This is a genomic window from Pseudomonas sp. YL2 (assembly GCF_023063025.1).
In the GTDB taxonomy this organism is placed as follows: Bacteria; Pseudomonadota; Gammaproteobacteria; order Pseudomonadales; family Pseudomonadaceae; genus Aquipseudomonas; species Aquipseudomonas putida_A.
On the sequence record NZ_JAJSLU010000001.1, the window covers coordinates 192,908 to 219,491 of the forward strand.

Here is a 26,584-nt window from a genome sequence, read left to right on the forward strand (position 1 = left end):
TAGAAGTCTGTGAAACAGAACTCCCTGAATGGATGGTTCAAGAGCGGCGCCCCGGGCGTCTGGATCAGCGGTGGCGCGGTGTCCATCGCGGTCATCATGACCATTGGCCTGCTGGCGGTGATTGCCGTGCGCGGTCTGGGTCACTTCTGGCCGGCGGACCTGATCCATGCCAGCTACGACGTACCTGGCCAGGCCAATCATCTGGTCATCGGCGAAGTGGTACAGAAAGAAGAGGTGCCGCGTGCACGCCTGAAAAGCGCCGGCCTGCCGGTGCCTGATCAGGGCCCGGAATTCATGACCCGCGAGCTGATCAAGGTCGGCAACCGTGACCTGAACGGCAACGACTTCACCTGGGTGGTCGGCGAGTGGCTGACCAAGCAGACCACGCCGCCGGAACTGATGGCGATCGAGCGTCGCGAGTGGGGCAACTTCTACGGCTACTTGGTCAACGTTAAACAGGACGGCAAGGTGATCGCCGAAGGCGAAGCGGCCTGGCCTGAGCTGCAAGCGCGGATCAACCGTGTGAACGGCCTTGCTGCCCAACTCAAATCGCTGGAAAAGACCGACATCGGTGCGATCAATGCAGGGCTGGAACGCATCCGTCTGCACGGGCGCAAACTGGAACTCGACGGCAAGCTCGACGCCACCGCGCAAGCGGACATGGACGCCGAGCGTGCCGAGCTGAACGCGCGTTATCAGGACATCGAAGCGCGTCTGAGCGATCTGCATGCGCAGTTCAACCGCGACGCGCTGACTGCCCGCGATGCCAACGGCAAAGAGATCGAAATCAGTCTGGGTAAAGTGGTTCACGCCTATCAGCCGAATGCCATGGGCACGATGACCAAGATCGGTTTCTACTTCAGCAAGGTCTGGGAATTCCTTTCCGACGATCCGCGTGAAGCGAACACCGAAGGCGGGATCTTCCCGGCGATTTTCGGCACGGTAATGATGACTTTGATCATGGCGATGATCGTCACCCCGTTCGGCGTGCTGGCGGCGGTCTACCTGCGTGAGTACGCCAAGCAGAACGCCCTGACCCGGATCATCCGCATCGCCGTGAACAACCTCGCCGGCGTTCCGGCGATCGTCTACGGCGTGTTCGGTCTGGGCTTCTTCGTTTACGTGCTGGGTGGTTCGGTCGACCGATTGTTCTTCCCCGAAGCACTGCCGGCGCCGACGTTCGGTACTCCGGGTCTGCTCTGGGCCTCGCTGACCCTGGCGCTGCTGGCGGTGCCGGTGGTGATCGTGGCGACCGAGGAAGGTCTGGCGCGTATCCCGCGCACCGTCCGTGAAGGCTCGCTGGCGCTGGGCGCGACCAAGGCGGAAACGCTGTGGAAGATCGTCCTGCCAATGGCCAGCCCGGCAATGATGACCGGCATGATCCTCGCCGTAGCCCGCGCCGCCGGTGAAGTGGCGCCGCTGATGCTGGTGGGTGTGGTGAAGCTGGCGCCGTCGCTGCCGGTGGACGGCAACTACCCGTACCTGCACCTGGACCAGAAGATCATGCACCTGGGCTTCCACATTTATGACGTCGGCTTCCAGAGCCCGAACGTCGAAGCAGCACGACCACTGGTGTACGCCACGGCGCTGCTGCTGGTGCTGGTGATCGCCACGTTGAACCTGTCGGCGGTGTGGATTCGTAATCACCTGCGCGAAAAATACAAAGCTTTGGACAGTTGATATTCCTGTGGGAGCGGGCTTGCTCGCGAAGGCGGTGGGTCAGGCGACATTGATGTTGAATGTGCCGCCCTCTTCGCGAGCAAGCCCGCTCCCACCCTAGATTGAGTACAGCCGCACCAAGCGGCTAACCGAACCGAATTTGTTAGCACAGGGAGCCTCCCATGCAGCACGAAACACATACCCACGGCATTAACATGTCGGCCCTGGGTCGCGACAAGCAGAGCCTGAGCCTTGAGCAGGAAACCGTGGCCATCGAAGTCCCGGGCCTGAGCCTGTTCTACGGCGAGAAGCAGGCGCTGTTCGACGTCAGCATGAACATCCCGAAACAGCGCGTGACCGCGTTTATCGGCCCGTCCGGCTGCGGCAAGTCCACGCTGCTGCGTACCTTCAATCGTATGAACGACCTGGTTGACGGTTGCCGTGTCGAAGGTGCGATCAACCTGTACGGCAACAACATCTACCGCAAAGGTGAAGACGTTGCCGAGCTGCGTCGCCGCGTCGGCATGGTGTTCCAGAAGCCCAACCCGTTCCCCAAGACCATCTACGAAAACGTGGTCTACGGGCTGCGCATCCAGGGCATCAACAAGAAGCGCATTCTCGACGAAGCGGTCGAGTGGGCATTGAAAGGCGCGGCACTGTGGGACGAAGTCAAAGACCGTCTGCACGACTCGGCACTCGGCCTGTCCGGTGGTCAGCAGCAGCGTCTGGTGATCGCGCGCACCATCGCCGTTGAACCGGAAGTGTTGCTGCTCGACGAACCGTGCTCGGCCCTCGATCCGATCTCGACCCTGAAAGTCGAAGAGCTGATCTACGAGCTGAAGTCCAAGTTCACCATCGTCATCGTCACCCACAACATGCAGCAGGCCGCGCGGGTTTCCGACTACACGGCGTTCATGTACATGGGCAAACTGGTGGAATTCGGCGACACCGATACCCTGTTCACCAATCCGGCGAAGAAACAGACCGAAGACTACATCACCGGTCGTTATGGCTGACAGTTGCGGTTATTCACAGAATTGACGCTGCGGCCCACCGCACCTTACCGGACGCTCCAAGGACGCCACCATGATTAGTAAAGAAGGCCTTACCCACCACATCTCCGCGCAGTTCAACGCCGAGCTTGAGGAAGTGCGCAGCCACCTCCTGGCCATGGGCGGGCTGGTCGAGAAGCAGGTCAACGACGCTGTCACCGCGCTGATTGAGGCCGATTCCGGTCTGGCCCAGCAGGTGCGCGAGATCGACGACCAGATCAACCAGATGGAACGCAACATCGACGAAGAATGCCTGCGCATTCTTGCCCGTCGTCAGCCGGCGGCGTCCGACCTGCGGCTGATCATCAGCATCTCCAAGTCGGTGATCGACCTGGAGCGCATTGGCGACGAAGCGACCAAGATCGCCCGTCGCGCCATTCAGCTGTGCGAAGAAGGTGAAGCGCCGCGCGGTTACGTCGAGGTTCGTCACATCGGCGATCAGGTGCGCAACATGGTTCGCGATGCGCTGGACGCGTTTGCCCGCTTCGATGCCGATCTAGCCTTGTCGGTGGCGCAATACGACAAGGTCATCGACCGCGAATACAAGACCGCCCTGCGCGAGCTGGCGACCTACATGATGGAAGACCCGCGCTCTATCTCGCGGGTTCTGAGCATCATCTGGGTCCTGCGTTCGCTGGAACGCATCGGCGATCATGCGCGCAACATCTCGGAACTGGTGATCTACCTGGTGCGCGGCACCGATGTGCGCCACCTGGGCCTCAAACGCATGAAAGAAGAAGTTGAAGGTACAAGCGGCGAAACCGCTAATGTTCCGGGCAATGCTGACGATAAGTAAGATTGCCTGAGAAAAGCGCCCGGCCCTTTGGCCGGGCGGTTTTGTTTTGGGGGCCTGGATCAGGAAATCGTAATAAAAAGCAGCACCCGCGAACGAAAAGTCCCGGCGTGACTGAAGATTGTTGGCAATGTGCCATCAGTAAAAGCGGTATGCTTGCCGGGATTTTTATAGGGGTGTTGGATGAGCAAGATCAGTGTGTTGGTCGTGGACGATGCTTCGTTCATTCGTGACCTGGTGAAAAAGTGCCTGCGTAATTACTTCCCGGGGATCCGCACCGAGGACGCCGTCAACGGCAAAAAGGCCCAGGCCATGCTGGCCAGGGAAGCGTTTGACCTGGTGCTGTGCGACTGGGAAATGCCGGAAATGTCCGGCCTCGAGCTGCTGACCTGGTGCCGCGAGCAGGACAATCTCAAGACCATGCCGTTCGTCATGGTCACCAGCCGTGGCGATAAAGAGAACGTGGTGCAGGCGATCCAGGCCGGGGTTTCCGGCTACGTCAGCAAACCGTTCACCAACGAACAACTGCTGACCAAGGTCAAGCAGGCGCTGAACAAGGTTGGCAAGCTCGACACCCTGATGAACAGCGCGCCGACCAAGATGAACTCGGCGTTCGGCAACGATTCCCTGAGCGCATTGACCGGCGGCAAGCCTGCCGTGGTCGGTGCTGCGCCGGCGGCCGCTGCTGCGGTCAATCCGTTCGCCAAGCCAGCGGTTGTCGCGCCAACGCCAGCTGCTGCGCCCTCGCGCGGTTTGCTCAACAGCCCACCGGTGCAGGCACCGGCTGCCTCGAAAGCGCCAGTCGGTGGTCGTGGCCAGGGCCAGTTGCGCCTGCCAAGTGGCACCCAGCAATGCGTGATCAAGGCCCTGAGCATCAAGGAAGCGCTGCTGGTAGTGAAACGCACCGACACCCTGCCGCAGATCCTCGACAGCGCCGTGCTCGACCTGGAGCAGGGCGACAACGCCGAAATCGCCCGCCTCAACGGCTACCTGCACGCCATCGTTGCCCACGAGCAGAAAGCCGACAGCGACTGGCTGCAACTGACTTTCCGTTTCGTCGACCAGGATGCGCAGAAGCTCGATTACATCTCCCGCCTGATCGCCCGCGGCACGGCGCAGAAGCACTTCGTTCCGGGCGCTTGATCCTCGTCGCCTGACACACCGCCTTCGCGAGCAAGCCCGCACTCACCTTGAAATGCATTTCATAGGTGGGAGCGAGCCTGCTCGCGAAGGGGCCATCACTTACGACATCGATTTCCCAGACCGCCCAATTTGAAACATCTGTCGACTAGCCTGGTCTGCTTCACCTGCTAGGCTCATTTCCAGGCCTTCCTTCGACAGACTCTTTGCCCATGCTCGCGCGCCTGCTGTTTTTCTGTGGTCTTTTCCTGGCCTCCACCTCGACTGTGGCCATGACCATCTACAAATCCACCGATGCCAACGGCGTGGTCTCGTACAGCGACCGGCCGAGCAAAGGCTCGCAGGTGTTCGTGTTTCAGGACCGCATGGTCGAGCACCTCGAACGTCAGGTGTACCTCGACATCAGGAAACAGAAGGGCAGCGACGTGGTGTTCGTGCGCAACGATCTGTATGCGCCGGTCGAGATTGCACTGGCGTTTACCGGCCTGAGCAATGTGCGTGGCGCTCCGGCGCAGACGATTCGCCGGGTGCTGCCAGCGCGCAGCAATACGCGGTTGGCGTTGCTGACGGCGATCAGCCGGGGTCAGCCGCTGGTGTATTCGCCGCAATTCCAGTATTCGCTGGGTGACCCCGCAGGCGCTGCGCAGAGCTATCGCTATCCGTTGCCGTGGCGGGGCGGGCCGTTCCGTCTCAGTCAGGGTGCCAACGGTCAGTACAGCCACTATGGGCCGAAGAACCGCTATGCGATGGACATCGCCATGCCGGTGGGGACACCGATCATTGCCGCACGGGCCGGGGTCGTGGTGAAAACCGAAAATTCACAGAGCGGGCGCGGCAATGATGCCTCCGGCAATTTCGTCCGGGTGCTGCACGACGACGGCACGATGGGTGTGTACCTGCATCTCAAGCAGGGCTCGGTGAGCGTACGCGAGGGGCAGCGGGTGACGGTTGGCAGCCCGCTGGCGCTATCCGGCAATACCGGCAACAGCAGCGGCCCGCACCTGCACTTTGTGGTGCAGCGCAATACCGGGCAGGGGCTGGTGTCGATTCCGTATCAGTTCAACCAGCCACTGGGGGCGTTGCCCAACTTTGCGTTGGGCAAACAGTGATGTGTTGTATCTGTTGGCCCCTTCGCGAGCAGGCTCGCTCCCACCCTGGAATGCATTTCAACTGTGGGAGCGAGCCTGCTCGCGAAGGAATCGGCGCGGTGCCCGATCAGCCCATCAATCCAGCATCAACACCTTCGCCAGCACAATCTTCGGCCCTTTCATCTTCTTGATGATGATCCGCAGGCCTTCGACTTCCAGCACTTCTTCCTCTTCCGGCACTCGTTTCAGGGTCTCGTAGACCAGACCGGCGAGGGTTTCGGCTTCGATGTGATCCAGGTCGATTCCGAGCAGGCGTTCAACCTTGAACAGCGGCGTATCACCACGCACCAGCAGCTTGCCCGGCTGATACGCGAGGATCCCGCGCTCGGCCTTGCGGTGTTCGTCCTGGATGTCGCCGACCAGCACTTCCAGCACGTCTTCCATGGTCAGGTAGCCGATGATGTTGCCGTCGGCTTCTTCCACCACGGCGAAGTGCGAGCCGCCCTTGCGGAACTGCTCCAGCAGCTGCGACAGCGGCATGTGCCGCGACACGCGCTCCAGTGGACGGGTCAGTTCAGCCAGGTTGAACGACTCCGGAATGTGGTCCAGCGCCGCCAGCTCCAGCAGCAGGTCCTTGATGTGCAGCAGGCCGACGAACTCCTGACGTTCGCTGTCGTACACCGGATACCGGCTGAACTTGTGGCGACGGAACATCGCCAGAATTTCTTTCAGCGGCGCGTTGAATTCCAGGGTGATCAGGTCTTCGCGGGAGTTGGCCCAGTCGACCACTTCCAGCTCGCCCATTTCCACTGCCGAGGCCAGCACGCGCATGCCTTGGTCGCTCGGGTCCTGGCCACGGCTGGAGTGCAGGATCAGTTTCAGTTCTTCGCGGCTGTAATGGTGTTCGTGGTGCGGGCCGGGTTCGCCCTGGCCGGCAATCCGCAGAATTGCGTTGGCGCTGGCATTGAGCAGGTAGATCGCCGGGTACATCGCCCAGTAGAACAGGTACAGCGGCACCGCCGTCCACAGCGACAGCAGCTCCGGTTTGCGGATCGCCCACGACTTGGGCGCCAGCTCACCGACCACGATGTGCAGGTAGGAAATGATGAAGAACGCGGTAAAGAACGAAATGCCTTTGACCACTTCCGGCGACTGCACGCCGACCGCGCTCAGCAGCGGTTCGAGAAGGTGCGCGAATGCCGGCTCACCGACCCAGCCGAGGCCGAGGGAGGCGAGGGTGATACCGAGCTGACACGCCGAGAGGTACGCATCGAGCTGACTGTGTACGGTGCGCAGGATATGCCCGCGCCAGCCGTTCTTGTCAGCGATGGCCTCGACCCGGGTCGAGCGCAGTTTGACCATGGCGAATTCCGCCGCAACGAAGAAGCCGTTGAGCAAAACCAGGATCAGAGCGAAAAGAATCATGCCGAAATCGGCGAAAATCGTAGCGAGGGACAAGCCAGGGGAAGGGTCCATGATGGAGTTTTGCAGGTTCCGTGTGATTCGTAAGAGAGAAGAAATCGCGCCTGAAAGGCAGACGCAAGTCAGCCAATGTAGCGGCTGACATGGCGATTGCCTAGTGGCGCGTGCTGGCCGGTATCACTCGGCGGCGCTGATGGCCCGAGCCTGGGCCACCTGGGCCGGGGCGAAATGGCAGGTGAACGTGCTGCCATGACCCGGCACGCTGCTGATTTCCATCCGCGCGCGGTGGCGCAGCAACACGTGTTTGACGATCGCCAGGCCCAGCCCGGTGCCGCCGGTGTTGGAGTTGCGGCTGGAGTCGACGCGGTAGAAGCGTTCGGTCAGGCGCGGCAGGTGTTTGCTGTCGATGCCGATCCCGGAATCCTGCACGCTCAGGTGCGCGCCTTGCTCGTCACCCCACCAGCGAATGCGGATATTGCCTTCGGCCGGGGTGTATTTCACCGCGTTGAACACCAGGTTGGAGAAGGCGCTGCGCAGTTCCGCCTCGCTGCCCTTGAGCAGGATGCGCGCATCGGCTTCGAGAGTGATTTTCTGGTTCTTCTGCCCGGACAACTGCTGGGCGTCGCTCTTGATTGACTGCAGCAGGGCGTCGATCTGCACTGGCTGGTTGTCCGACGGGTAATCGGTGGCTTCCAGTTTCGCTAACAGCAGCAGGTCGTTGAGCAGCGTCTGCATGCGCCCGCCCTGTTGTTGCATCTGCTGCAGCGCGCGGCTCCAGCGCGGGTTCACTTCCTCGACATTGTCGAGCAGGGTTTCCAGATAGCCGCAGATCACCGTCAGCGGCGTGCGCAGTTCGTGGGAGACGTTGGCGATGAAGTCTTTGCGCATCTGTTCCAGCTGATGGATGCGCGTGACGTCTCGCACCAGCATCAGGTGTTCGTTGTTGCCGTAGCGCGTCAGGTACAGCTGAATGCGCACCCGATCATTGGTCGGCGAAGGGATTTCCAGCGGTTCGGCGTAGCTTTCCTGCTCGAAGTATTCCTTGAAGCGCGGATGCCGTACCAGGTTGGTCACCGGTTGGCCGCTGTCCTGCGGGGTCTTGAGGCCGAGCAGGGTTTCGGCAGCGCGGTTCCACCATTCCAGGTTGCCGTCGCTGTCGAGCATGATCACCGCGTCTTTGAGCGCGGCGGTGGACTCCTGCACCCGGTCGATCACCGCTTGCAGGCGCCCGCGCACCCGTTGGTCGCGGCGTTGCAGGTGGTAGATGCTGTCGAACACCTCGCCCCACAGGCCATAGCCGTCGGGCGGTGCTTCATCGGGTTGGTGCAGGCGCAGCCATTCGTGCAGACGCAACAGTTGCTTGAGCGTCCAGGCCAAGTAAATGCCCAGGCCGGCAGCGAGGCTCCAGCCGTAATAGCCGGTGATCAGGCCGATCACCAGACACGCTGTGACCAGCAACAGCATGTGGCGAATCAGGGTGCCATGCCAGTTTTGATTCACGGAAAATACGGTCCTTGTCAGCGAGTCTGGCGGTCGGATCAGGCCTTGGTGGAAAACCGGTAGCCGGTGCCGCGCACGGTTTGTACCAGATTTTCGTAGGCGTCGCCGAGGGCCTTGCGCAGGCGGCGGATGTGCACGTCGACGGTGCGCTCTTCAACATAGACGTTGCCGCCCCAGACCTGATCCAGCAACTGCCCGCGCGTGTAGGCGCGTTCCTGGTGGGTCATGAAGAATTGCAGCAGACGGTATTCGGTCGGGCCCATCTCGGCCGGACGGCCGTCGATGGTCACGCGGTGGCTGATCGGGTCGAGCAGCAGGCCGCCGACTTCGATTGGCGCTTCGCCATCAGTCGGGCCGGCGCGGCGCAGCACAGCCTTGAGGCGGGCGACCAGTTCGCGTGGGGAAAACGGTTTGGTGATGTAGTCGTCGGCGCCGACTTCAAGACCCTGGATCTTGTTGTCTTCTTCGCCCTTGGCGGTGAGCATGATGATCGGGATGTCCCCGGTCAGCTCGTCACGCTTGAGGCGGCGGGCCAGTTCGATGCCGGAGGTGCCAGGCAGCATCCAGTCGAGCAGGATCAGGTCCGGTTTACGGTCAACAATGATAGCGTGTGCCTGCTGCGAGTTCTCCGCCTCGAGGCAGTCATAGCCGGCCATTTCCAACGCAACGGCGATCATTTCGCGAATGGGCGCTTCGTCGTCGACGATCAGAATGCTCCTGCCAACCATGCCTTAATCCTCTTGTCATTTAACTGTCTTGCGCCGCATTAGATAACGGAATTATTGCAGTCGTGTGACAGTATTTTAGTCGCCCGGCGGTTGGCGTGATCCTGGACTAAGCTCTAAGTCCGAATCCTGACAACCACAAAAGAAGGTTTCCATGACTCAAATGACTGCTTCTTTCAAAGCTCTGCTGATGGCTGCTGCCGTTGCTTTACCGACCATGGCGTTTGCTGCTGAGCCAGCGATGGAGAAGGACGGCATGTTTACCGATCACAAGGGCATGACCCTGTACACGTTCGCCAAAGACTCGGCGGGCAAGTCCATGTGCAACGACAAGTGTGCGGCGAACTGGCCACCGCTAATGGCTACGGCCGGCGACAAGTCCATGGGCGACTGGACCGTGATCAAGCGCGATGACGGCAAGATGCAATGGGCCTACGAGGGCAAACCGCTGTACACCTTCGTCATGGACAAGAAGGCTGGTGACATGACCGGTGAGGGCAAAATGGACGGCGCCTGGCACGTCGCCAAGGCCAAGTAAACGCAAATCCCCTGTGGGAGCGGGCTTGCTCGCGAAAGCGGTGTGTCAGTTGACGAAGAGGCCACTGGCAAAACGCTTTCGCGAGCAAGCCCGCTCCCACAGGTTTTGTGGATCAACGCAGTGCGTAATCCAGCACGATCCCGACAAAAATCGCCAACCCGGCCCAGTGGTTATGCAAAAACGCCTTGAAGCAACGCATCCGGTCGCGATCACGGGTGTACCAGAACTCCCACGCATAGCATCCAGCGGCCACCAACAGGCCGAGATGGAACCCGATGCCCAGCTCGAACTTCGACCCGGCCAGCAACAGGCAGCCCAGCGACAGCGCCTGTAACGTCAGGATGATCACCCGATCCGCCTCGCCGAACAGAATCGCCGTGGATTTCACGCCGATCTTCAGGTCGTCGTCACGATCAGTCATCGCGTAATAGGTGTCGTAACCCACCGTCCACAGCAGGTTGGCAATCCACAGCAGCCACGCGGCGGCGGGCAGTTCACCGGTTTCAGCGGTGAACGCCATCGGCATGCCCCACGAGAACGCCGCGCCGAGCACCACTTGCGGGTAATAGGTGTAGCGCTTCATGAACGGGTAGGTGAACGCCAGCGCCAGACCGCCCAGCGACAGCCAGATGGTCGGCGCATTGGTGCACAGCACCAGCAGGAAACTCACGCCCATCAGCAGCGCGAAGAACACCAGCGCCTCTTTCGAACTGATCTTGCCGCTGGCCAGCGGTCGTTGCGCGGTGCGTTTAACGTGGCCGTCGACCTTGCGATCGGCCCAGTCGTTGATCACACAGCCACCGGCACGGGTCAGCACCACGCCGAGGACGAAAATCACCATGTTGGCCAGCGACGGCGAGCCCTTACCGGCAATCCATAGCGCCCACAGGGTCGGCCACAGCAGCAGGTAGATGCCGATCGGCTTGTCCATGCGCGTCAGCTGAATGAAATCCCAGGCGCGCGGGTTCAAGCGGTTCAGGGACTTGAGCAGGCTCTGGTACATCAGCAGTTCTCCGGATGGGCGCGGGTGGCGCTCCACAGGGGCGGCAGGAAAATCTCCGCCACCAGTACGCTCAAGGCGCCACGGTCAAAGCGCGAGCGCCGGCCCCACAGCTCCGGGGCGCGGCAGGCTGGCGGCAGCCAGTCTTGCGGGTAGTGACAGACCTCGATGGCGCGGCGCTGGAAGGCGTGGTCGCAAAACAGCAGTTCGCCCAGCGAGCGGCTGCCCAGTTCGTCCATGTGCAGGCCGTCGCCTTGCAGGGCGGCGCGTGACGCCACGCTACGGGCGAACACCCAGGCCTCGCCGTGACCGCGCAGATACACCTCGCGCACCCAGCCTTCGCTGCCTTCGGCCAGATCCAGCGCCGCGCATTCGTCGCTGCGCAAAGTGTCCCAGCCTTCGAACAACGGTGTGACGCTGAAGCCGTCATTCGACAGCCGCGTCAGGCGGCGGGTCAGCGAGCCTTCGTCGAACAACCAGTTCAGGGTCAACGAATCGGGAAGGGGCGTCAGTCGGCTTTGAGTCAGCCAGAGCGGGGCCGGGCAGGCGTTTGAATGTTGCACAATGAGTCATTATTGGCCGCAAATGAGGCGGCGAGCTTAACATGGCGTGCTGCGAATTTGATGGATCCGGGGCGCCGTTGCGCCGAACAGGCTTGCATCTGCCCGGCACCCTCAGTACAAAACGCCCTGAGCCGGATGGCAGCGCAACCACCATCGACCATCCGCGCCGACAAAAGCCTGAATCCTGAGGAAGTACCTGAATGAAAAAGTGGCAATGCATCGTCTGCGGCCTGATCTACAACGAAGCTGACGGTTGGCCGGATGACGGCATCGCGCCGGGCACCCTGTGGCAGGACGTGCCGGAAGACTGGCTGTGCCCGGACTGCGGCGTGGGCAAGTCGGACTTCGAAATGATCGAAATCAACTGAGAAAAACCAAGGAGTAAGGCATGAACGCACCTGTCGTAATCGTCGGCACCGGGCTTGCGGGTTACAACCTGGCCCGGGAGTTTCGCAAACTCGATGGCGAAACCCCGCTGCTGCTGATTACCGCCGATGACGGGCGCTCTTACTCCAAGCCGATGCTCTCCACCGGTTTCGGCAAGAACAAGGACGCCGATGGCCTGAGCATGGCCGAACCCGGCGCCATGGCCGAGCAGTTGAAGGCCGAAGTGCGCACCCACACGCGCATCAGCGGCATCGACGCCGGCCACAAGCGCCTGTGGATCGGCGAGGAAGCGGTGTACTACCGCGACCTGATCCTCGCCTGGGGTGCGGAAACCGTGCGAGTGCCGATCGAAGGTGACGGTGCTGATCTGGTGTTCCCGATCAACGATCTCGAAGATTACGCGCGCTTTCGTGCAGCCGCTGCGGGCAAGCGCCGCGTATTGCTGCTAGGCGCCGGGCTGATCGGCTGTGAATTCGCCAACGACCTGATCCTCGGCGGCTACGAGGTGCAACTGGTGGCGCCGTGCGAGCAAGTGATGCCGATGCTGCTGCACCCGGCCGCTGCAGCAGCCGTGCAGGCCGGGCTGGAAAGCCTCGGCGCGCGTTTCCACCTCGGCCCGGTGCTGACTCGCCTGCAAAAAGTCGCGGACGGGCTGGAAGCGCATCTGTCCGACGGGCAGGTGATTGCCTGCGATGTGGTGGTATCGGCCATCGGCCTGCGCCCGCGCATCGATCTGGCCGCGGCGGCCGGGGTGCAGGTCAATCGCGGTGTCGTAGTCGACCGGTATCTGAAGACGTCCCACGCCAATATTTACGCCCTGGGCGACTGTGCCGAGGTCGATGGGCTGAATTTGTTGTACGTGATGCCCCTCATGAGCTGTGCGCGTGCGCTGGCACAAACCCTGGCGGGCAATCCGACGGCCGTGAGTTACGGCCCGATGCCGATCACGGTGAAAACTCCGGTGTGCCCGTTGGTCGTTTCGCCACCGCCACGGGGCAGCGAAGGCGTCTGGACCGTCGAAGGGCAGGGCGCCGACATCAAGGCCCTGTGCCACAGTGCCGATGGTCAGTTGCTCGGCTATGCACTGACCGGTGCGGCGGTGATGGAAAAACTTGCTCTGAACAAACAGCTTCCGCCCCTGCTGGCGTAAATACCGGTCGTTCTGTCGGAATCACCCCGCTTTTGCCCCCACAAAGGTCGCGGGGAGACTGGCGCCGCCGGTATCCGCGTGCCATTCTCACTCCCGTCTGCCGCAGAGTAGAGCCTGCGGCGCCTTGGGCGCTGTTCCAACGAGAACAGCACGGACATAACAACAAAAAACCGTCAAAGGGGCTTCACTAATGCGTAAACCAGAACTCGCCGCTGCAATCGCTGAAAAAGCGGATCTGACCAAAGAACAGGCCAACCGCGTTCTCAACGCCGTCCTCGAAGAAATCACCGGCGCTCTGCACCGCAAGGACAGCGTCACGCTGGTGGGCTTCGGCACCTTCCTGCAACGCCACCGCGGCGCCCGCACCGGCAAGAACCCGCAAACCGGTGAACCGGTGAAAATCAAGGCCAGCAACACCGTGGCATTCAAGCCAGGCAAGTCGTTGAAAGACAGCGTCAATCCTTAAATTGCGGCGAACTCCCTGAGTAGCGGGGAGAACTGCAATAAAAAATGGGCACACCGATTGCGGTCGGGTGCCCATTTTTTGTGGTTGAAAATCGGCTTGTTAACGCCGGAAGCAGGCCTTGCCGTTGCCGAAATCCACGGCCAGGCAGTTCGGCTCGATTGCCAGTTGCAGATCCTGAAACAGGCCGGACAAATCGCTGTCCGACGCCGGTTTGGTATCGCTCTTCAGCGTCACGGTGTTGTTTTGCATCTGCCAGGTGCCTTTGGCAAAGCCGTCTGCACTGCCATACGCCACGCCCGCGTCAAACGTGCCGTCCTTGCGCAGCAGCAATTCGGCGCCCATTTCCATTGCGCCGGTCAGATAGTAATGACCGTCCAGTGGCGGGGTATCTGCAGAGGCGTGAGTGACGGGAAGCCACATCAGTGCTGCGAACAACAGGGGTTTCAATTCCATGAGGTAAAGCTCCTTGGCGGCTCCAGGTTCAGGAGCCGAATTGAGATGCAGGCTTCGGACCATGGCTCAACAGTCAGCCGGTCTGGTTGACATTGCCGGGCGAAAAGAATTTACCAAGGCAAGCTGGCAGCGTGGGAAATAAAACGATGTAAGAATTATCCCTGACATTTGTCAGAGTATTTTCGGCGTGGAAGTGTTGCGTAAGTGGTGGAAATGACTGTTGGATCGCACTTCGATAATTATTGAGTTGGCACTGAAGTACAGCATTCACGAGATGAATAAAGTTTCAGAAAAATGAATTGCCATCAAATTGATGGCACTTTTTTTGTTGAGCGTTGTCGCCGCTGAATTGTTTGTAATTCCAGCGGGTTCTCGGAAAAATCCTACTTCTATTTTTTTCGAGAGTTGTCATGCTGGCCCCCGTGTAATAGGACGGATGTTCGACGCGATTCGCGCAGGCGGGATCGGGCCGCTCTGGATCAAGGGTTCTGAGGGCGCAGGGCAAATGTTCACAATATAAATCGCCATCAGGGATTCCCCTGCCACATATAGGGCGATCTCCTACACGGTCCAATGAACACTTCGTCTTGTTGTTTAACCAGATGCTTGCTAGTGGCCATCATAGTGATTACGATGCGCCCACTTGAAAGAGCACATCTCAATTGGATGAGTCGCTTCACTGCTCTTCGATACTGTCCCGCGCCGCAGCAACTCCAATAGGCGCATGACTGTAATCCTCATTAAAGGCCATGGATGTCCTACTCAAGCAAACTTTCCGCCCATTACCTCGAACTCGCAAAAGTCTCTGTTTCCAAAGAGAATTTCGCGGGCGAAGACGTTCGTTTTTCGAGCGAATTCGAGGCGCTGGAAAGCGAGCTGGCCAAAGCCTCTTCGATGCACGAAAGCGGGCAGATCGACTGGCTGAAAATCCGTGAAAACAGCGAAAATCTGCTGCGTACCCAATCCAAGGATTTGCGTGTCGGCGCCTGGCTGACCTGGTCGCTGTACCAGCGTGAATCCTTCCCCGGGCTGCTGGCCGGCCTTGGTCTGCTGCACCATCTGTCGGAAAACCACTGGGCCGACGTTCACCCGCTCAAACCGCGCACCCGTGCCGCCGCCATCGGCTGGCTGGTGCCGCGCCTGGAGCAGGTACTCACCGAAAACATCGCGATCAAGGAACAGCTGCCGATGTTTCGGCAGTTGTCCGAGCATCTGGCCGGGCTCGATGCCGCGTGCACCGAGCACCTGGGCGACGACGCACCGCTGTTGCTGCCGCTCTCGCGTCGCTTGAAAACCATGATCCAGCGTGCCGCCGACAATCAGCCAGCCCCCGGTGTGGTGGGCGCAGCGGTGGCGCAGGTCAAGCAGGCCGCGAGCCAGTTGCTGACTCCCGGCGCACCGATCGATAACGAAAAAGACGCTTACAAGGCCCTGCGCGCGCAGCAGGAAAGCGCGCGCCCGTTGTGCGCCTGGTGGCTCAAGCAGAAGGCCACCGACCTGCGCGCCCTGCGTCTGAACCGCACCTTGCTCTGGCTGCCGATCGACGCGGTGCCCGAACGCAACGCCGAGCAGATCACCGTGCTGCGCGGGCTGCCGGTGGACAAACTCAAGCAGTATCAGGATCGCTTCGATCAGGGCAAATACGCCGACCTGCTGGTGGAACTGGAGGCGAGCCTGGCGAAGGCACCGTTCTGGTTCGATGGTCAGAGGATGGTCTGGGAATGTCTCCAGAACCTCAACGCCGAGATGGCAATGCGCGAAGTGGAAATCCACTTCGCGCTTTTGGTTCAGCGCCTGCCCGGCATCATCGAATGTCGTTTCCATGACGGCGCGCCGTTTGCCGATCCGTCCACCCGGGCGTGGATCGCCGGCAATGTCATGCCGCACCTGCAGAGCGCCAGCGCGCCGCGCAAGGTCGAAACCGACGACGTCGAAACCCAGCCCGCCTGGGAAAAGGCCCTGCAGGACGTGCTGCCGCTGCTGCGCAAGGAAGGCCTCAAGCCTGCCGTGCAGACGCTCAAGCAAGGGCTGCAAACGGCTCACGGCGGGCGCGAGCGGTTCTTCTGGCAGTTCGCCCTCGCCCGGCTGTGCTTCATGGCCAAGAAGTACGAACTGGCCAAGAACCAGCTCGAAACCCTCGATCAGACATTACAGGACTCAGGCCTGCACGCCTGGGAGCCCGATCTTGCATTGGAAGTGCTGCACCTGCTGCACAGTTGCTGCGAGCTGTTGCCGCAGAACCATGCAGTGCGTGAACGCAAGGAAGAGATTTATCGCAGGCTGTGCCACCTCGACCTCGAAGTGGTACTCGAATAGGCCCCAGGGCCACAACCGCAAGGAGAAAAGCCATGGCCAAAGAAGGCTCGGTAGCCCCCAAGGAACGCATCAACGTCACCTTCAAACCCGCCACCGGCGGTGCTCAGGAAGAGATTGAACTGCCGCTGAAGCTGCTGGCAATCGGTGACTACACCCACCGCAAGGACGATCGCAAAATCGAAGATCGCAAGCCGATCAGCATCGACAAGATGACCTTCGACGAAGTGTTGGCCAAGCAAGAGCTGGGTCTGACGCTGAGCGTGCCGAACCGTCTGCAGGAAGATGGCGAGGCCGACGAGCTGGCTGTGCAACTGCGCGTCAATTCGATGAAGGACTTCAACCCGGCCAGCCTGGTCGAGCAAGTGCCTGAGCTGAAAAAACTGATGGAACTGCGCGATGCGCTGGTGGCCCTCAAAGGCCCGCTGGGTAACGCACCTGCGTTCCGTAAAGCGATCGAAGGCGTGCTCGCCGACGACGAATCCCGCGGTCGCGTACTCGGTGAGCTGGGCCTGAACGCCGCAGCCCCGGACGCCTGAGACTCCAGCCAAGGAAGCCAACACAATGAGCACTAGCGCAGCACAAGAGAAGAGCGCCGAAAGCGGCGAGTACAGCATTCTCGACAGCATCATCGCCGAAACCCGTCTGACTCCGGACGACGAAGCCTACGACATCGCCAAGCGTGGCGTGTCGGCGTTCATCGAAGAACTGCTCAAGCCGCAGAACAACGGTGAGCCGGTCAAGAAGGCCATGGTTGACCGCATGATCGCCGAGATCGATGCCAAGCTCAGCCGTCAGATGGACGAGATCCTGCACCATCCGGACTTCCAGGCTCTGGAATCGTCGTGGCGTGGCCTGCAGTTGCTGGTCGACCGCACCAACTTCCGCGAAAACATCAAGATCGAAATCCTCAACGTCTCCAAAGAAGACCTGCTGGACGATTTCGAAGATTCGCCGGAAGTCATGCAGTCGGGCCTGTACAAGCACATCTACACCGCTGAATACGGCCAGTTCGGTGGTCAGCCGGTGGGCGCGATCATCGCCAACTACTTCATGTCCCCAAGCTCGCCGGACGTGAAACTGATGCAGTACGTGGCCAGCGTTTCCTGCATGTCTCACGCGCCGTTCATCGCCGCGGCCGGCCCGAAATTCTTCGGTCTGGAAAGCTTCACCGGCCTGCCGGATCTGAAAGATCTGAAAGACCACTTCGAAGGCCCGCAATTCGCCAAATGGCAGAGCTTCCGTACTTCGGAAGACTCCCGCTACGTTGGCCTGACCGTGCCGCGTTTCCTGCTGCGTAACCCGTACGATCCGGAAGAAAACCCGGTGAAATCGTTCGTGTACAAGGAAACCGTTGCCAACAGCCACGAGCACTACCTGTGGGGCAACACCGCGTTCGCGTTCGGCACCAAGCTGACCGACAGCTTCGCCAAATTCCGCTGGTGCCCGAACATCATCGGTCCACAGAGCGGTGGCGCGGTTGAAGATCTGCCGTTGCACCACTTCGAAAGCATGGGCGAAATCGAAACCAAGATCCCGACCGAGGTTCTGGTTTCCGACCGTCGTGAATACGAACTGGCCGAGGAAGGCTTCATCTCCCTGACCATGCGCAAAGGCTCCGACAACGCGGCGTTCTTCTCCGCCAGCTCGGTGCAGAAGCCGAAGTTCTTCGGCATCAGCGCAGAAGGCAAGGCGGCAGAGCTGAACTACAAGCTCGGCACCCAACTGCCGTACATGATGATCGTCAACCGCCTGGCTCACTACTTGAAAGTGCTGCAGCGCGAGCAACTCGGTTCGTGGAAAGAGCGTACCGACCTCGAGCTGGAACTGAACAAGTGGATCCGCCAGTACGTCGCCGACCAGGAAAACCCGAGCGCCGAAGTGCGTGGCCGTCGTCCGCTGCGTGCTGCGCAAGTGATCGTCAGCGACGTTGAAGGCGAGCCGGGCTGGTACCGCGTGAGCTTGAACGTGCGTCCGCACTTCAAGTACATGGGCGCCGATTTCACCCTGTCGCTGGTTGGCAAGCTGGACAAAGAGTAAGAGCGACTCATGGACGGATACGGCAGCCTGTTCGAGCGCCTCAACGGCGACGCGCAACTACGCAAGGGCAACAGCCTCGAGGCTTGTGCCATGGCGTCAGTGGCTGCCCATCTGGCCAAAATGCTCAGCACCCGGGCCGGCAGCGTGCAAACGCTGGCCGACTACGGGTTGCCCGATCTCAATGACATGCGTCTGAGCCTGCACGACTCCCTGAGTCAGGCCCGCCTGGCCATCGAAAACTTCATCGAAGCCTACGAGCCGCGCCTGAGCAACGTGCGTGTCATTTCCCTGCCGCGTGACCACGACCAGTTGCGGCTGGCCTTCAGCATCGAAGGCCTGCTGGAAGTCGAGGGTTTCAAGCGTCAGGTCAGTTTTTCCGCGCGCCTGGATGGCAGCGGTCAAGTGAAGGTCACCTAAGGAGATTCCCGATGTCTGGCAAACCCGCAGCACGCGTATCCGACCCCACCGCTTGCCCACTCCCAGGCCACGGCACCAACCCGATCGCCGCCGGTTCCGGCGACGTGTTCTTCGACGGCCTCGCGGCCGCCCGCCAAGGCGATGCCTCGGCGTGTGGTGGTGCGTTGGTTGGTGATCTGGCGACCACTGTTTTGATCAATGGCAAACCTGCCGCCACCGTAGGTTCAGTCGGGGCCCATGGCAACAAGGTCACTGCCGGCTCCGGGACGGTGATTATCGGTAATTCGCATTCGCCGGCGCCGTTTGTGCCGCCGTTACCGGTGGAGATCAAATGGCCGTTTAACGAGCACTACGTCATCAATTGTCAGGACTCCGGGAAGCCCCTGGCGGGAGTGGCATACAGTTTCAAAACCGCCTCAGGGAAAGTTATCAGTGGCGTCACGGGAGCCGACGGGAAGACGCAAAAAATCTCGTCCTCTGTAGCGGAGTCCTATGAGTTGATTATTGAACAGCAATCAGAAGTCGTAATTGGATAAAAGGGTTTTGTTATGGCGGATACGAAAATAGCATCAAGTCTGACGCCGGCCAGTAACCAAACTGGTAAGTCTGCAGCTGTCCGTCAATTCAAAATCACAGATATACCTGATGCGATGGATAAGATGAAGTGGCCAGTTGCTGCGAAGCTGATGCGCCATTGGTTTGATGGCAAGCCGTGGCCAACTGCCGATGGTGCGATGAGTAAAGAGGTCAAAGACCATATTGCTCTTGCTGACATCGCCTACGTAAATGACACCATCGTAAAAATGGCCTGGTTGGAAAAGTTTGAACCTGCGAAAGCTGTCATTGAAGAGCTTAAGTCAGTCTGGGATAATCCTGCAGGCCGCAATAATATAAGCAAGAAGATTAAAGATAAGTATCTTGGCTCGGCGCCGGGTGTCTATCCTTTTAAGTTTGCGAGCGCCAGGAAGGTTGAAGAGTTTGGATACAGTAATAATCGAGCAGTTAAATTCGGTCTAATAGAGAAGACTGATGAATTGCGAGCTGCGCTGGCAAACTTTAACGTCCGCGTATTTCCAGAAGGAAAGCTGGTTATTTCCGTAGACAGCATTCAACTGTTTGTAGAGCGAATTGGGTTTTACGCTGAGGATGCCTATGACTTCAATGACGCACCGGATGACAATTTCAGTCAGCCATTGGGGTTCTGGAACTTCGATGGTATAGCCAACCCGGCCTATGCGGCCACTGCAAATGCCGGTGCGGCGCAGATGAAGTCAGACATCGCTTCAAATCCCTATATCAGTGCAGAAGATTCTCAGGCGATGTTTCGGGAAATAGAGGACTCGCGTTATTTCTATATTACGAATTCTCATTTTATAAAATATCGGACGGAATTTAAAAAAGGCGGTGATTTCCAGGTTTTGTCTGATGTTCAATATCAGAATGTTCCCGTGACAGTTATAAATGTTTGGAATAAATGATGCGCATTTTTTGCTCATATACAATCGCTGTCGAAGTGGGTGTGGCGAAAGAATGACTACGCTTAAAAAGAAATGGCTAGTGCCTATCAGTTTGCTCTTGGCGTTGATTGCATTGATCGTTTATTGCGTAAGCGCAATGCTAGGGTATCCTGCAAGTACAACTATAGCTAGCCCCTCGGGTCGCTACACAATTGAGAATGTGCGTGTCGGCAGGATCTTCATGCTTGGCGGTATGGCGTATTTAAGAGTTGTCGACTCAAAAGAACCAGGAAAGGTATATCGAACCCCGTTGTATGATACTCAGTCATTGGATATGCGCACGTTCGAAGATGATACTGAAGTTGGAATTACTTGGATCGCCTTCGAAAAGAAAGATAAGGCTTTTATAATCTCCATGCCGCAATGGGAAGAAAATTGGCTAAATATTTTCATCAGTAATACACCCTACGAGATTCTGGAAAATTGATAGAAGTATGAACAGCTACGTTCGTCTCACCCTATGCTTATTAATCCACGCCCTCGGATGCGTGGCTTATGCATTTTTGAATGACGCGGTTGTGCATGCTTACAGGCTTTTTAACGGCGGATTTACCTCCCATGGTGTCGCCATCGGCATTGCGAGTTACGCACTGTTTTACATTTTTCTGGGCGTCAACCTGATCGTTGCGCTGATTCCAGGTCTGGTCGCCAAGCTGGCCATCCTTTTTCTGATGGTGGGCTTCATCCTGCTCTGGATGCTACCCGACAACCCGTTAAGAGCCCTGTTTTACGGCGTAGCTCAAGGCTGCGTCACGTTGCTGGCGATCCTCACCACTCAAGTCATCGAGTTGCGTTGGGCTTTGCGAAACATCGCAGGTCGCATTCAGCCAAGTCAGCCTGCAGGTGCAATCCAATGACCAGGTCGGACATCCAGCGTAATCCGCAGGACAGTTATTCCATGAGTTCCACTACCAGGCAGGTAACCCGTGTCCTTTAACCACTACTACCAAAGCGAACTCACCGCACTGCGCCAGTTGGGCCGCCGTTTCGCCGAGCGTAGTCCCGCGTTGGCGCCGTTCCTGGGCCAGGCCGGGCGGGATCCGGATGTGGAGCGGTTGCTGGAAGGCTTTGCGTTCCTCACCGGGCGGCTGCGGCAGAAGCTCGATGACGAGCTGCCGGAGCTCAGCCATTCGCTGATGCAGCTGCTGTGGCCGAACTACATGCGCCCGCTGCCGGCGTTCAGCATTTTGCAGTTTGATCCACTGAAGCGTTCCGGGCCGGCGCTGGTGGTCGAGCGCGATACGCCGATCGAAAGCAAACCGATCGAAGACGTGCGTTGCCGCTTCCGCACCTGCTACCCGACGGAAGTCCTGCCGTTGGACTTGGCCGCGCTGAACTACTCGGTGAAGGGCGACGGCTCGCTGCTCAGCCTGCGTCTGGAAATGAGCGCCGACGGTCACCTCGGTGAGCTGGAACTGAGCAAACTGCGCCTGCACTTTGCCGGCGAGCGCTACATCAGCCAGATGCTGTATCTGAGCCTGCTGCGCAACCTGGAAGGCATTGAGCTGATCCCGCTCGACGGCGCCGGCAAGCCGATCGATGGCGTGTCCGGCAAGCCGATGGCGTTCAAGATTCCCGGTGACCGGGTCAAGCCGGTGGGCTTTGCCGAAGAAGAAGCGTTGATCCCGTATCCGCTGAACACCTTCCGTGGCTATCGCTACCTGCAGGAATACTTCGCCTTCCAGGACAAGTTCCTGTTCGTCGACGTCAACGGTCTGGACATCCTCAAGGCGCTGCCGGAAGACACCCTCAAGCAGATGCGCGGCCTGGAATTGCGTTTTGATATCCGCAAGAGCGGGATCATGCGCATGCGGCCGACCCTGGATAACGTGAAGCTGTTCTGCACGCCGATTGCCAACCTGTTCGCCCACGACGCGCTGCCGATCCGACTCGATGGCAAACAGGATGAATACCTGCTGCTGCCGGCGGAATACGATCTGGAAAACTGCGGTGTGTTCTCGGTGGAAACCGTGACCGGCTGGAAGCCCGGCGGCCTCGGTTATCAGGAGTACGTGCCGTTCGAATCCTTCGAGCATGACCCGAGTTTCGACGTGCCCAACAGCCGTCCGCATTACAGCATCCGCCAGCGTTCGTCGTTGCTGCATGACGGCCTCGACACCTACCTGAGCTTCGGCATCCGCCACACCGAAGCCCACGAAACCCTGTCGATCGAGTTGATCTGCACCAACCAGAACCTGCCGCGCAAGCTCAAGCTCGGCGACATCTGCATGGCCTGTGAAGAGACCCCGGAGTTCCTCAGTTTCCGCAACATCACCCCGGCCACGTCGAGCTTTGCGCCGCCGCTGAACCGTGACTTCCTGTGGAAGCTGATCAGCAACATGTCGCTCAACTATCTGTCGCTGGCCGACGTCAACGCGTTGAAGGTGATTCTCGAAACCTACGACCTGCCGCGCTACTACGACCAGCACGCGGAGAAGGTCAGCAAACGCCTGCTCGGCGGCCTCAAGCACATCAAGCACCACCATGTGGATCGGCTGCACCGTGGCTTGCCGGTGCGCGGTCTGCGCACCGAACTGACCATCGACCCGGAAGGGTATATCGGCGAAGGCGACCTGTTCGTTTTCGCTTCGGTTCTTAACGAGTTTTTCGCGCTTTACGCCAGTCTCAATTCGTACCACGAGCTGCGGGTAAAAAGCACACAGGGAGAGGTGTACCAATGGACACCACGTATGGGCCTGCAGCCCCTGCTTTAAGCGGGCTGACCAAGGTAATACGCGAGTACTCGCTGTTTCAGGCCGTGCTGCTGGTGATCGACCGGCTGCGCGAGGCGCACCCGTACCTGAGCGAAGACGATCTGTACGATCAGGTGGAGTTTCAGGCCAACCCGAGCCTGGGCTTTCCGCGCAGCGACGTCGATCGCGTGGAGTTTTTCGAAGAGCACGGGCAGATGCGCGCGCGCATGCGGTTCAACCTGATCGGGCTGGTCGGCTCGGGTTCGCCGCTGCCGGCGTTCTATGGCGAACAAGCGCTGGGCGACAGCGAGGACGGCAACCCGACGCGCAATTTCCTCGACCTGTTCCACCATCGCCTGCAACGGCTGATGCTGCCGATCTGGCGCAAGTACCGCTATCGCGCCAGCTTCCAGAGCGGCGCGATCGACCCGTTCTCGTCGCAGCTGTTTGCGCTGATCGGTCTGGGTGGCGACGAGATCCGCAAGGCCAAGGAACTGAACTGGAAACGCCTGCTGCCGTACCTCGGTTTGCTCAGCTTGCGCGCGCACTCGGCGGCGCTGATCGAAGCCGTGCTGCGTTACTACTTCAAGCACGAAGACCTGGTCATCGAGCAGTGCATCGAGCGTCGCGTGGAGATTCTCGACGAGCAGCGCAACCGCCTCGGTCGCGCCAACAGCCTGCTCGGTGAAGACCTGGTGCTGGGTGAGCGGGTGCGCGACCGCAGCGGCAAATTCCGCATTCACATTACCGAACTCGACTGGGAGCGATTCCACGAATTCCTGCCGATCGGTTTCGGTTACCAGCCGCTGTGCGCGCTGGTGCGGTTCACCTTGCGTGACCCGCTCGATTACGACATTCGCCTGGTGCTGCGCCCGGAAGAAATCCGCGAACTGCGCATTGGTGAAAAGAACGACTGTCGCCTGGGATGGACCAGTTGGCTGGGCTGCGAAAAAGCAGACGGCGTGGTCACCCTGGGCAGCAAAATTCATTAAGGACGTGAGCCATGATCAACGTAGACCTGCAACAACTCATCCAGGCGCTGGACGCCGAAACCCGTCGCGATCTGGAGCGTTCGGCCGAACGTTGCGTGGCCCGTGGCGGCAGCAAGATCCTCGTCGAAGACCTGCTGCTGGGTTTGCTGGAACGACCAAACGGCTTGCTGTCGCGCGCCTTGCAGGATGCGGATGTCGATGCCGGTGAACTGAGCGCCGCACTGCAATCTCGCGTTGAACACAGCGCCTCGCGCAACCCGGTGTTCGCCCCGGAACTGGTGCAGTGGCTGCAAGACGCGCTGCTGGTGGCCAACCTCGAACTGGGCCAGACCCAGGTCGAAGACGCCGCGCTGATCCTCGCGCTGCTGCGCAACCCGATGCGCTACGCCGGCAGCCGTTATCAGCCGTTGCTCGCCAAACTGAACATCGATCGCTTGAAGGAATTTGCCCTGTCGCAACAGGAGCAACCGGCCGCCAACGGCAAGCCGGCGGCGCAGGGCGAATCGCTGCTGCAGCGTTTCACCCACAACCTGACCCAGCAGGCCCGCGACGGCAAACTCGACCCGGTGCTGTGCCGCGATGGCGCGATTCGGCAGATGGTCGACATCCTCGCCCGTCGCCGCAAGAACAACCCGATCGTGGTCGGCGAGGCTGGCGTGGGTAAGACCGCCATCGTCGAAGGCCTGGCCTCGCGCATCGCTGCCGGTGAAGTGCCGCAGGTGCTCAAGGGCGTCGAGCTGCTGTCGCTGGACATGGGCCTGCTGCAGGCTGGCGCCAGCGTCAAAGGTGAGTTCGAGCGTCGCCTCAAAGGCGTGATCGACGAAGTCAAAGCCTCGCCGAAACCGATCATCCTGTTCATCGACGAAGCCCACACCCTGATCGGCGCGGGCGGCAATGCTGGTGGTTCCGACGCGGCCAACCTGCTGAAACCGGCTCTGGCTCGCGGTGAACTGCGCACCATCGCTGCGACCACTTGGGCTGAGTACAAGAAATACTTCGAGAAAGACCCGGCGCTGGCCCGTCGTTTCCAACCGGTGCAGTTGCATGAGCCGACCGTCAGCGAAGCGGTGACCATCCTGCGTGGTCTGGCGCAGGTCTACGAGAAGAGCCACGGCATCTACTTGCGCGATGACGCGGTGGTTTCCGCTGCCGAGTTGTCCGCCCGCTATCTGGCCGGTCGCCAATTGCCGGACAAAGCTGTCGACGTGCTCGACACCGCGTGTGCCCGCGTGCGCATCAGCCTCGCTGCTGCCCCGGAAAGTCTCGAACGCCTGCGTGGCGAACTGGCCGAAGGCGGTCGTCAGCGTCAGGCCTTGCGTCGCGATGCCGAGGCCGGTCTGCTGATCGACCACGAAGCGCTGGATGCACTGGAAGCGCGACTGGACGAAGCCGAAAGCGAAATGGTCGCGCTGGAAAGTCTGTGGACCGAGCAGAAACAACTGGCCGAGCGCCTGCTGGAACTGCGCCAGCAACTGGCCAAGGCTCGCGAAGCTGCCGCCGTCGAGCCGACCGTCAGCGTTGAAGAAGACGCCGAAGGCACGGTGATCGAAACCATCGCCGCCGAGGTCGAGGAAGGCCAGAGCGTCGAAGCGCTGGAAGCCGAACTGCACCAGACCCACAGCGCCCTGACCGCTGCTCAAGTCAAAGAACGTCTGGTCAGCTTCGAAGTCTGCCCGCGTCTGGTGGCCGAAGTGATCAGCGCCTGGACCGGTGTGCCGCTGGCGCAACTGGCCCGCGAACACAACGCCAAAGTCGCGAGTTTCGCCACCGACCTGCGCACGCGCATCCGTGGTCAGGAACAAGCCGTGCACGCACTGGACCGCTCGATGCGCGCCACAGCAGCAGGTCTGAACAAACCTGATGCACCGGTCGGCGTGTTCCTGCTGGTCGGCCCGAGCGGCGTCGGCAAGACCGAAACCGCGCTGGCCCTGGCTGACCTGCTGTACGGCGGCGACCGTTTCATCACTACCATCAACATGTCCGAATTCCAGGAGAAGCACACCGTATCGCGTCTGATCGGTGCGCCACCGGGCTACGTCGGTTACGGCGAGGGCGGCATGCTCACCGAAGCAGTGCGCCAGAAGCCGTACTCGGTGGTGCTGCTCGATGAAGTCGAGAAGGCCGATCCGGACGTGCTCAACCTGTTCTACCAAATCTTCGACAAGGGCGTGGCCAACGACGGCGAAGGTCGCGAGATCGACTTCCGCAACACCTTGATCCTGATGACCTCGAACCTCGGTAGCGACAAGATCAGCGACCTCTGCGAAAACGGCGCCCGCCCGACCGCCGAGCTGCTCGAAGAGACCATTCGCCCGGTGCTGAGCAAACACTTCAAACCGGCGCTGCTGGCGCGGATGAAAGTGGTGCCGTACTACCCGGTGGGCGGCCCGGTGCTGCGCGAGCTGATCGAGATCAAACTCGGTCGTCTCGGCGAGCGCCTCAACCGCCGTCAGCTGGATTTCAGCTGGTGCCAGAACCTCGTCGATCATCTGTCCGAGCGCTGCACGCAAAGCGAAAGCGGCGCGCGCCTGATCGACCATCTGCTCGATCAGCATGTGCTGCCGTTGGTAGCCGACCGCCTGCTCGATGCGATGGCCACCGGTGAAAGCCTCAAGCGTGTGCATGCCACGCTCGATGGCAACGCCAGCGTGACGTGCGAGTTCGCCTGAGGTGGGT

The 26,584-nt window shown here is 60.0% G+C and carries 26 protein-coding genes; 20 read left to right on the forward strand and 6 right to left on the reverse strand.

The features are described 5' to 3' along the window. Positions 1-9: 9 nt before the first annotated feature. The 5 genes from pstA to LVD08_RS00845 all read left to right on the forward strand — a co-directional run bounded on the left by pstA (position 10) and on the right by LVD08_RS00845 (position 5,753). Positions 10-1,680, forward strand: a complete 1,671-nt coding sequence (gene pstA, locus LVD08_RS00825) for a phosphate ABC transporter permease PstA (protein WP_007962288.1) — start codon at positions 10-12, stop codon at positions 1,678-1,680. Between the two features lie 161 nt (positions 1,681-1,841). Next, positions 1,842-2,675, forward strand: coding sequence for a phosphate ABC transporter ATP-binding protein PstB (pstB, locus tag LVD08_RS00830; protein WP_007962289.1), 834 nt, complete (start codon positions 1,842-1,844; stop codon positions 2,673-2,675). A gap of 70 nt (positions 2,676-2,745) precedes the next feature. Beyond that, a complete protein-coding gene (phoU, locus tag LVD08_RS00835) occupies positions 2,746-3,507 on the forward strand; it encodes a phosphate signaling complex protein PhoU (protein ID WP_003229617.1) in 762 nt (253 codons plus the stop codon). A gap of 180 nt (positions 3,508-3,687) precedes the next feature. Further along, positions 3,688-4,647 carry a response regulator gene (locus LVD08_RS00840; protein WP_027610371.1) on the forward strand — a complete coding sequence of 320 codons (960 nt, stop codon included), beginning with the start codon at positions 3,688-3,690 and terminating at the stop codon, positions 4,645-4,647. Positions 4,648-4,856: 209 nt separating this feature from the next. Next, a complete protein-coding gene (locus LVD08_RS00845; protein WP_247267162.1) occupies positions 4,857-5,753 on the forward strand; it encodes a peptidoglycan DD-metalloendopeptidase family protein in 897 nt (298 codons plus the stop codon). 114 nt (positions 5,754-5,867) lie between these two features. Here LVD08_RS00845 and LVD08_RS00850 read toward each other — a convergent pair whose 3' ends face one another. From LVD08_RS00850 to phoB, 3 genes are all read right to left on the reverse strand, one after another. Further along, complete coding sequence (locus LVD08_RS00850; protein WP_007962298.1) at positions 5,868-7,208, reverse strand: hemolysin family protein; 1,341 nt, start codon at positions 7,206-7,208, stop codon at positions 5,868-5,870. A gap of 123 nt (positions 7,209-7,331) precedes the next feature. Further along, on the reverse strand, positions 7,332-8,618 hold the full coding sequence (phoR, locus tag LVD08_RS00855; protein WP_207199136.1) for a phosphate regulon sensor histidine kinase PhoR: 1,287 nt from the start codon (positions 8,616-8,618) through the stop codon (positions 7,332-7,334). Between the two features lie 74 nt (positions 8,619-8,692). Further along, positions 8,693-9,382 (reverse strand): phosphate regulon transcriptional regulator PhoB, encoded by a 690-nt coding sequence (phoB, locus tag LVD08_RS00860; RefSeq protein ID WP_003229608.1) that lies wholly within the window; start codon positions 9,380-9,382, stop codon positions 8,693-8,695. Positions 9,383-9,533: 151 nt separating this feature from the next. Between phoB and LVD08_RS00865 the strand changes: the two genes are divergently transcribed. Further along, complete coding sequence (locus tag LVD08_RS00865; RefSeq protein WP_027610374.1) at positions 9,534-9,917, forward strand: COG4315 family predicted lipoprotein; 384 nt, start codon at positions 9,534-9,536, stop codon at positions 9,915-9,917. A 112-nt stretch (positions 9,918-10,029) separates the two neighbouring features. On the opposite strand, the gene ubiA is transcribed toward LVD08_RS00865, so the two are convergent. Together ubiA and LVD08_RS00875 are read right to left on the reverse strand one after the other, a co-directional pair. Next, a complete protein-coding gene (ubiA, locus tag LVD08_RS00870; RefSeq protein ID WP_027610375.1) occupies positions 10,030-10,920 on the reverse strand; it encodes a 4-hydroxybenzoate octaprenyltransferase in 891 nt (296 codons plus the stop codon). After that, a complete protein-coding gene (locus tag LVD08_RS00875) occupies positions 10,920-11,480 on the reverse strand; it encodes a chorismate--pyruvate lyase family protein (RefSeq protein WP_247267163.1) in 561 nt (186 codons plus the stop codon). The genes ubiA and LVD08_RS00875 overlap by 1 nt, the downstream gene beginning before the upstream one ends. A 200-nt stretch (positions 11,481-11,680) precedes the next feature. Between LVD08_RS00875 and LVD08_RS00880 the strand changes: the two genes are divergently transcribed. From LVD08_RS00880 to LVD08_RS00890, 3 genes are all read left to right on the forward strand, one after another. Further along, the gene (locus LVD08_RS00880; protein WP_003229600.1) at positions 11,681-11,848 is read left to right on the forward strand and encodes a rubredoxin; all 168 of its coding nucleotides are present in this window, start codon (positions 11,681-11,683) and stop codon (positions 11,846-11,848) included. A 20-nt stretch (positions 11,849-11,868) separates the two neighbouring features. Then, a complete protein-coding gene (locus LVD08_RS00885; RefSeq protein ID WP_027610377.1) occupies positions 11,869-13,017 on the forward strand; it encodes an NAD(P)/FAD-dependent oxidoreductase in 1,149 nt (382 codons plus the stop codon). Positions 13,018-13,207: 190 nt separating this feature from the next. Further along, positions 13,208-13,483: an HU family DNA-binding protein gene (locus LVD08_RS00890; RefSeq protein WP_003213368.1), complete on the forward strand. Its 276-nt coding sequence runs from the start codon at positions 13,208-13,210 to the stop codon at positions 13,481-13,483. Between the two features lie 99 nt (positions 13,484-13,582). Here the strand turns inward: LVD08_RS00890 and LVD08_RS00895 are convergent, their stop codons facing one another. After that, a complete protein-coding gene (locus LVD08_RS00895; RefSeq protein ID WP_247267164.1) occupies positions 13,583-13,936 on the reverse strand; it encodes a hypothetical protein in 354 nt (117 codons plus the stop codon). 753 nt (positions 13,937-14,689) lie between these two features. Here LVD08_RS00895 and tssA point away from each other — a divergent pair. The 11 genes from tssA to tssH all read left to right on the forward strand — a co-directional run bounded on the left by tssA (position 14,690) and on the right by tssH (position 26,577). Next, positions 14,690-16,252, forward strand: coding sequence for a type VI secretion system protein TssA (gene tssA, locus LVD08_RS00900; protein WP_247267165.1), 1,563 nt, complete (start codon positions 14,690-14,692; stop codon positions 16,250-16,252). A gap of 32 nt (positions 16,253-16,284) precedes the next feature. Continuing rightward, positions 16,285-16,788: a type VI secretion system contractile sheath small subunit gene (gene tssB, locus LVD08_RS00905; RefSeq protein WP_003229587.1), complete on the forward strand. Its 504-nt coding sequence runs from the start codon at positions 16,285-16,287 to the stop codon at positions 16,786-16,788. Between the two features lie 25 nt (positions 16,789-16,813). Continuing rightward, a complete protein-coding gene (gene tssC, locus LVD08_RS00910; protein ID WP_003229584.1) occupies positions 16,814-18,289 on the forward strand; it encodes a type VI secretion system contractile sheath large subunit in 1,476 nt (491 codons plus the stop codon). Between the two features lie 9 nt (positions 18,290-18,298). Continuing rightward, positions 18,299-18,706 carry a type VI secretion system baseplate subunit TssE gene (gene tssE / locus LVD08_RS00915; protein ID WP_007920274.1) on the forward strand — a complete coding sequence of 136 codons (408 nt, stop codon included), beginning with the start codon at positions 18,299-18,301 and terminating at the stop codon, positions 18,704-18,706. A gap of 11 nt (positions 18,707-18,717) precedes the next feature. Then, complete coding sequence (locus LVD08_RS00920) at positions 18,718-19,242, forward strand: PAAR domain-containing protein (RefSeq protein WP_247267166.1); 525 nt, start codon at positions 18,718-18,720, stop codon at positions 19,240-19,242. A 12-nt stretch (positions 19,243-19,254) separates the two neighbouring features. Beyond that, positions 19,255-20,184, forward strand: a complete 930-nt coding sequence (locus LVD08_RS00925; protein ID WP_247267167.1) for a DUF6402 family protein — start codon at positions 19,255-19,257, stop codon at positions 20,182-20,184. Positions 20,185-20,236: 52 nt separating this feature from the next. After that, a complete protein-coding gene (locus LVD08_RS00930) occupies positions 20,237-20,650 on the forward strand; it encodes a hypothetical protein (protein WP_247267168.1) in 414 nt (137 codons plus the stop codon). A 7-nt stretch (positions 20,651-20,657) separates the two neighbouring features. Beyond that, a complete protein-coding gene (locus LVD08_RS00935; RefSeq protein WP_115988605.1) occupies positions 20,658-21,080 on the forward strand; it encodes a hypothetical protein in 423 nt (140 codons plus the stop codon). A 69-nt stretch (positions 21,081-21,149) separates the two neighbouring features. Then, complete coding sequence (gene tssF, locus LVD08_RS00940; protein WP_115988606.1) at positions 21,150-22,937, forward strand: type VI secretion system baseplate subunit TssF; 1,788 nt, start codon at positions 21,150-21,152, stop codon at positions 22,935-22,937. Beyond that, positions 22,901-23,908 carry a type VI secretion system baseplate subunit TssG gene (gene tssG, locus LVD08_RS00945; RefSeq protein WP_041071592.1) on the forward strand — a complete coding sequence of 336 codons (1,008 nt, stop codon included), beginning with the start codon at positions 22,901-22,903 and terminating at the stop codon, positions 23,906-23,908. The genes tssF and tssG overlap by 37 nt, the downstream gene beginning before the upstream one ends. A gap of 11 nt (positions 23,909-23,919) precedes the next feature. Then, complete coding sequence (tssH, locus tag LVD08_RS00950) at positions 23,920-26,577, forward strand: type VI secretion system ATPase TssH (protein WP_247267169.1); 2,658 nt, start codon at positions 23,920-23,922, stop codon at positions 26,575-26,577. Positions 26,578-26,584: the final 7 nt, after the last annotated feature.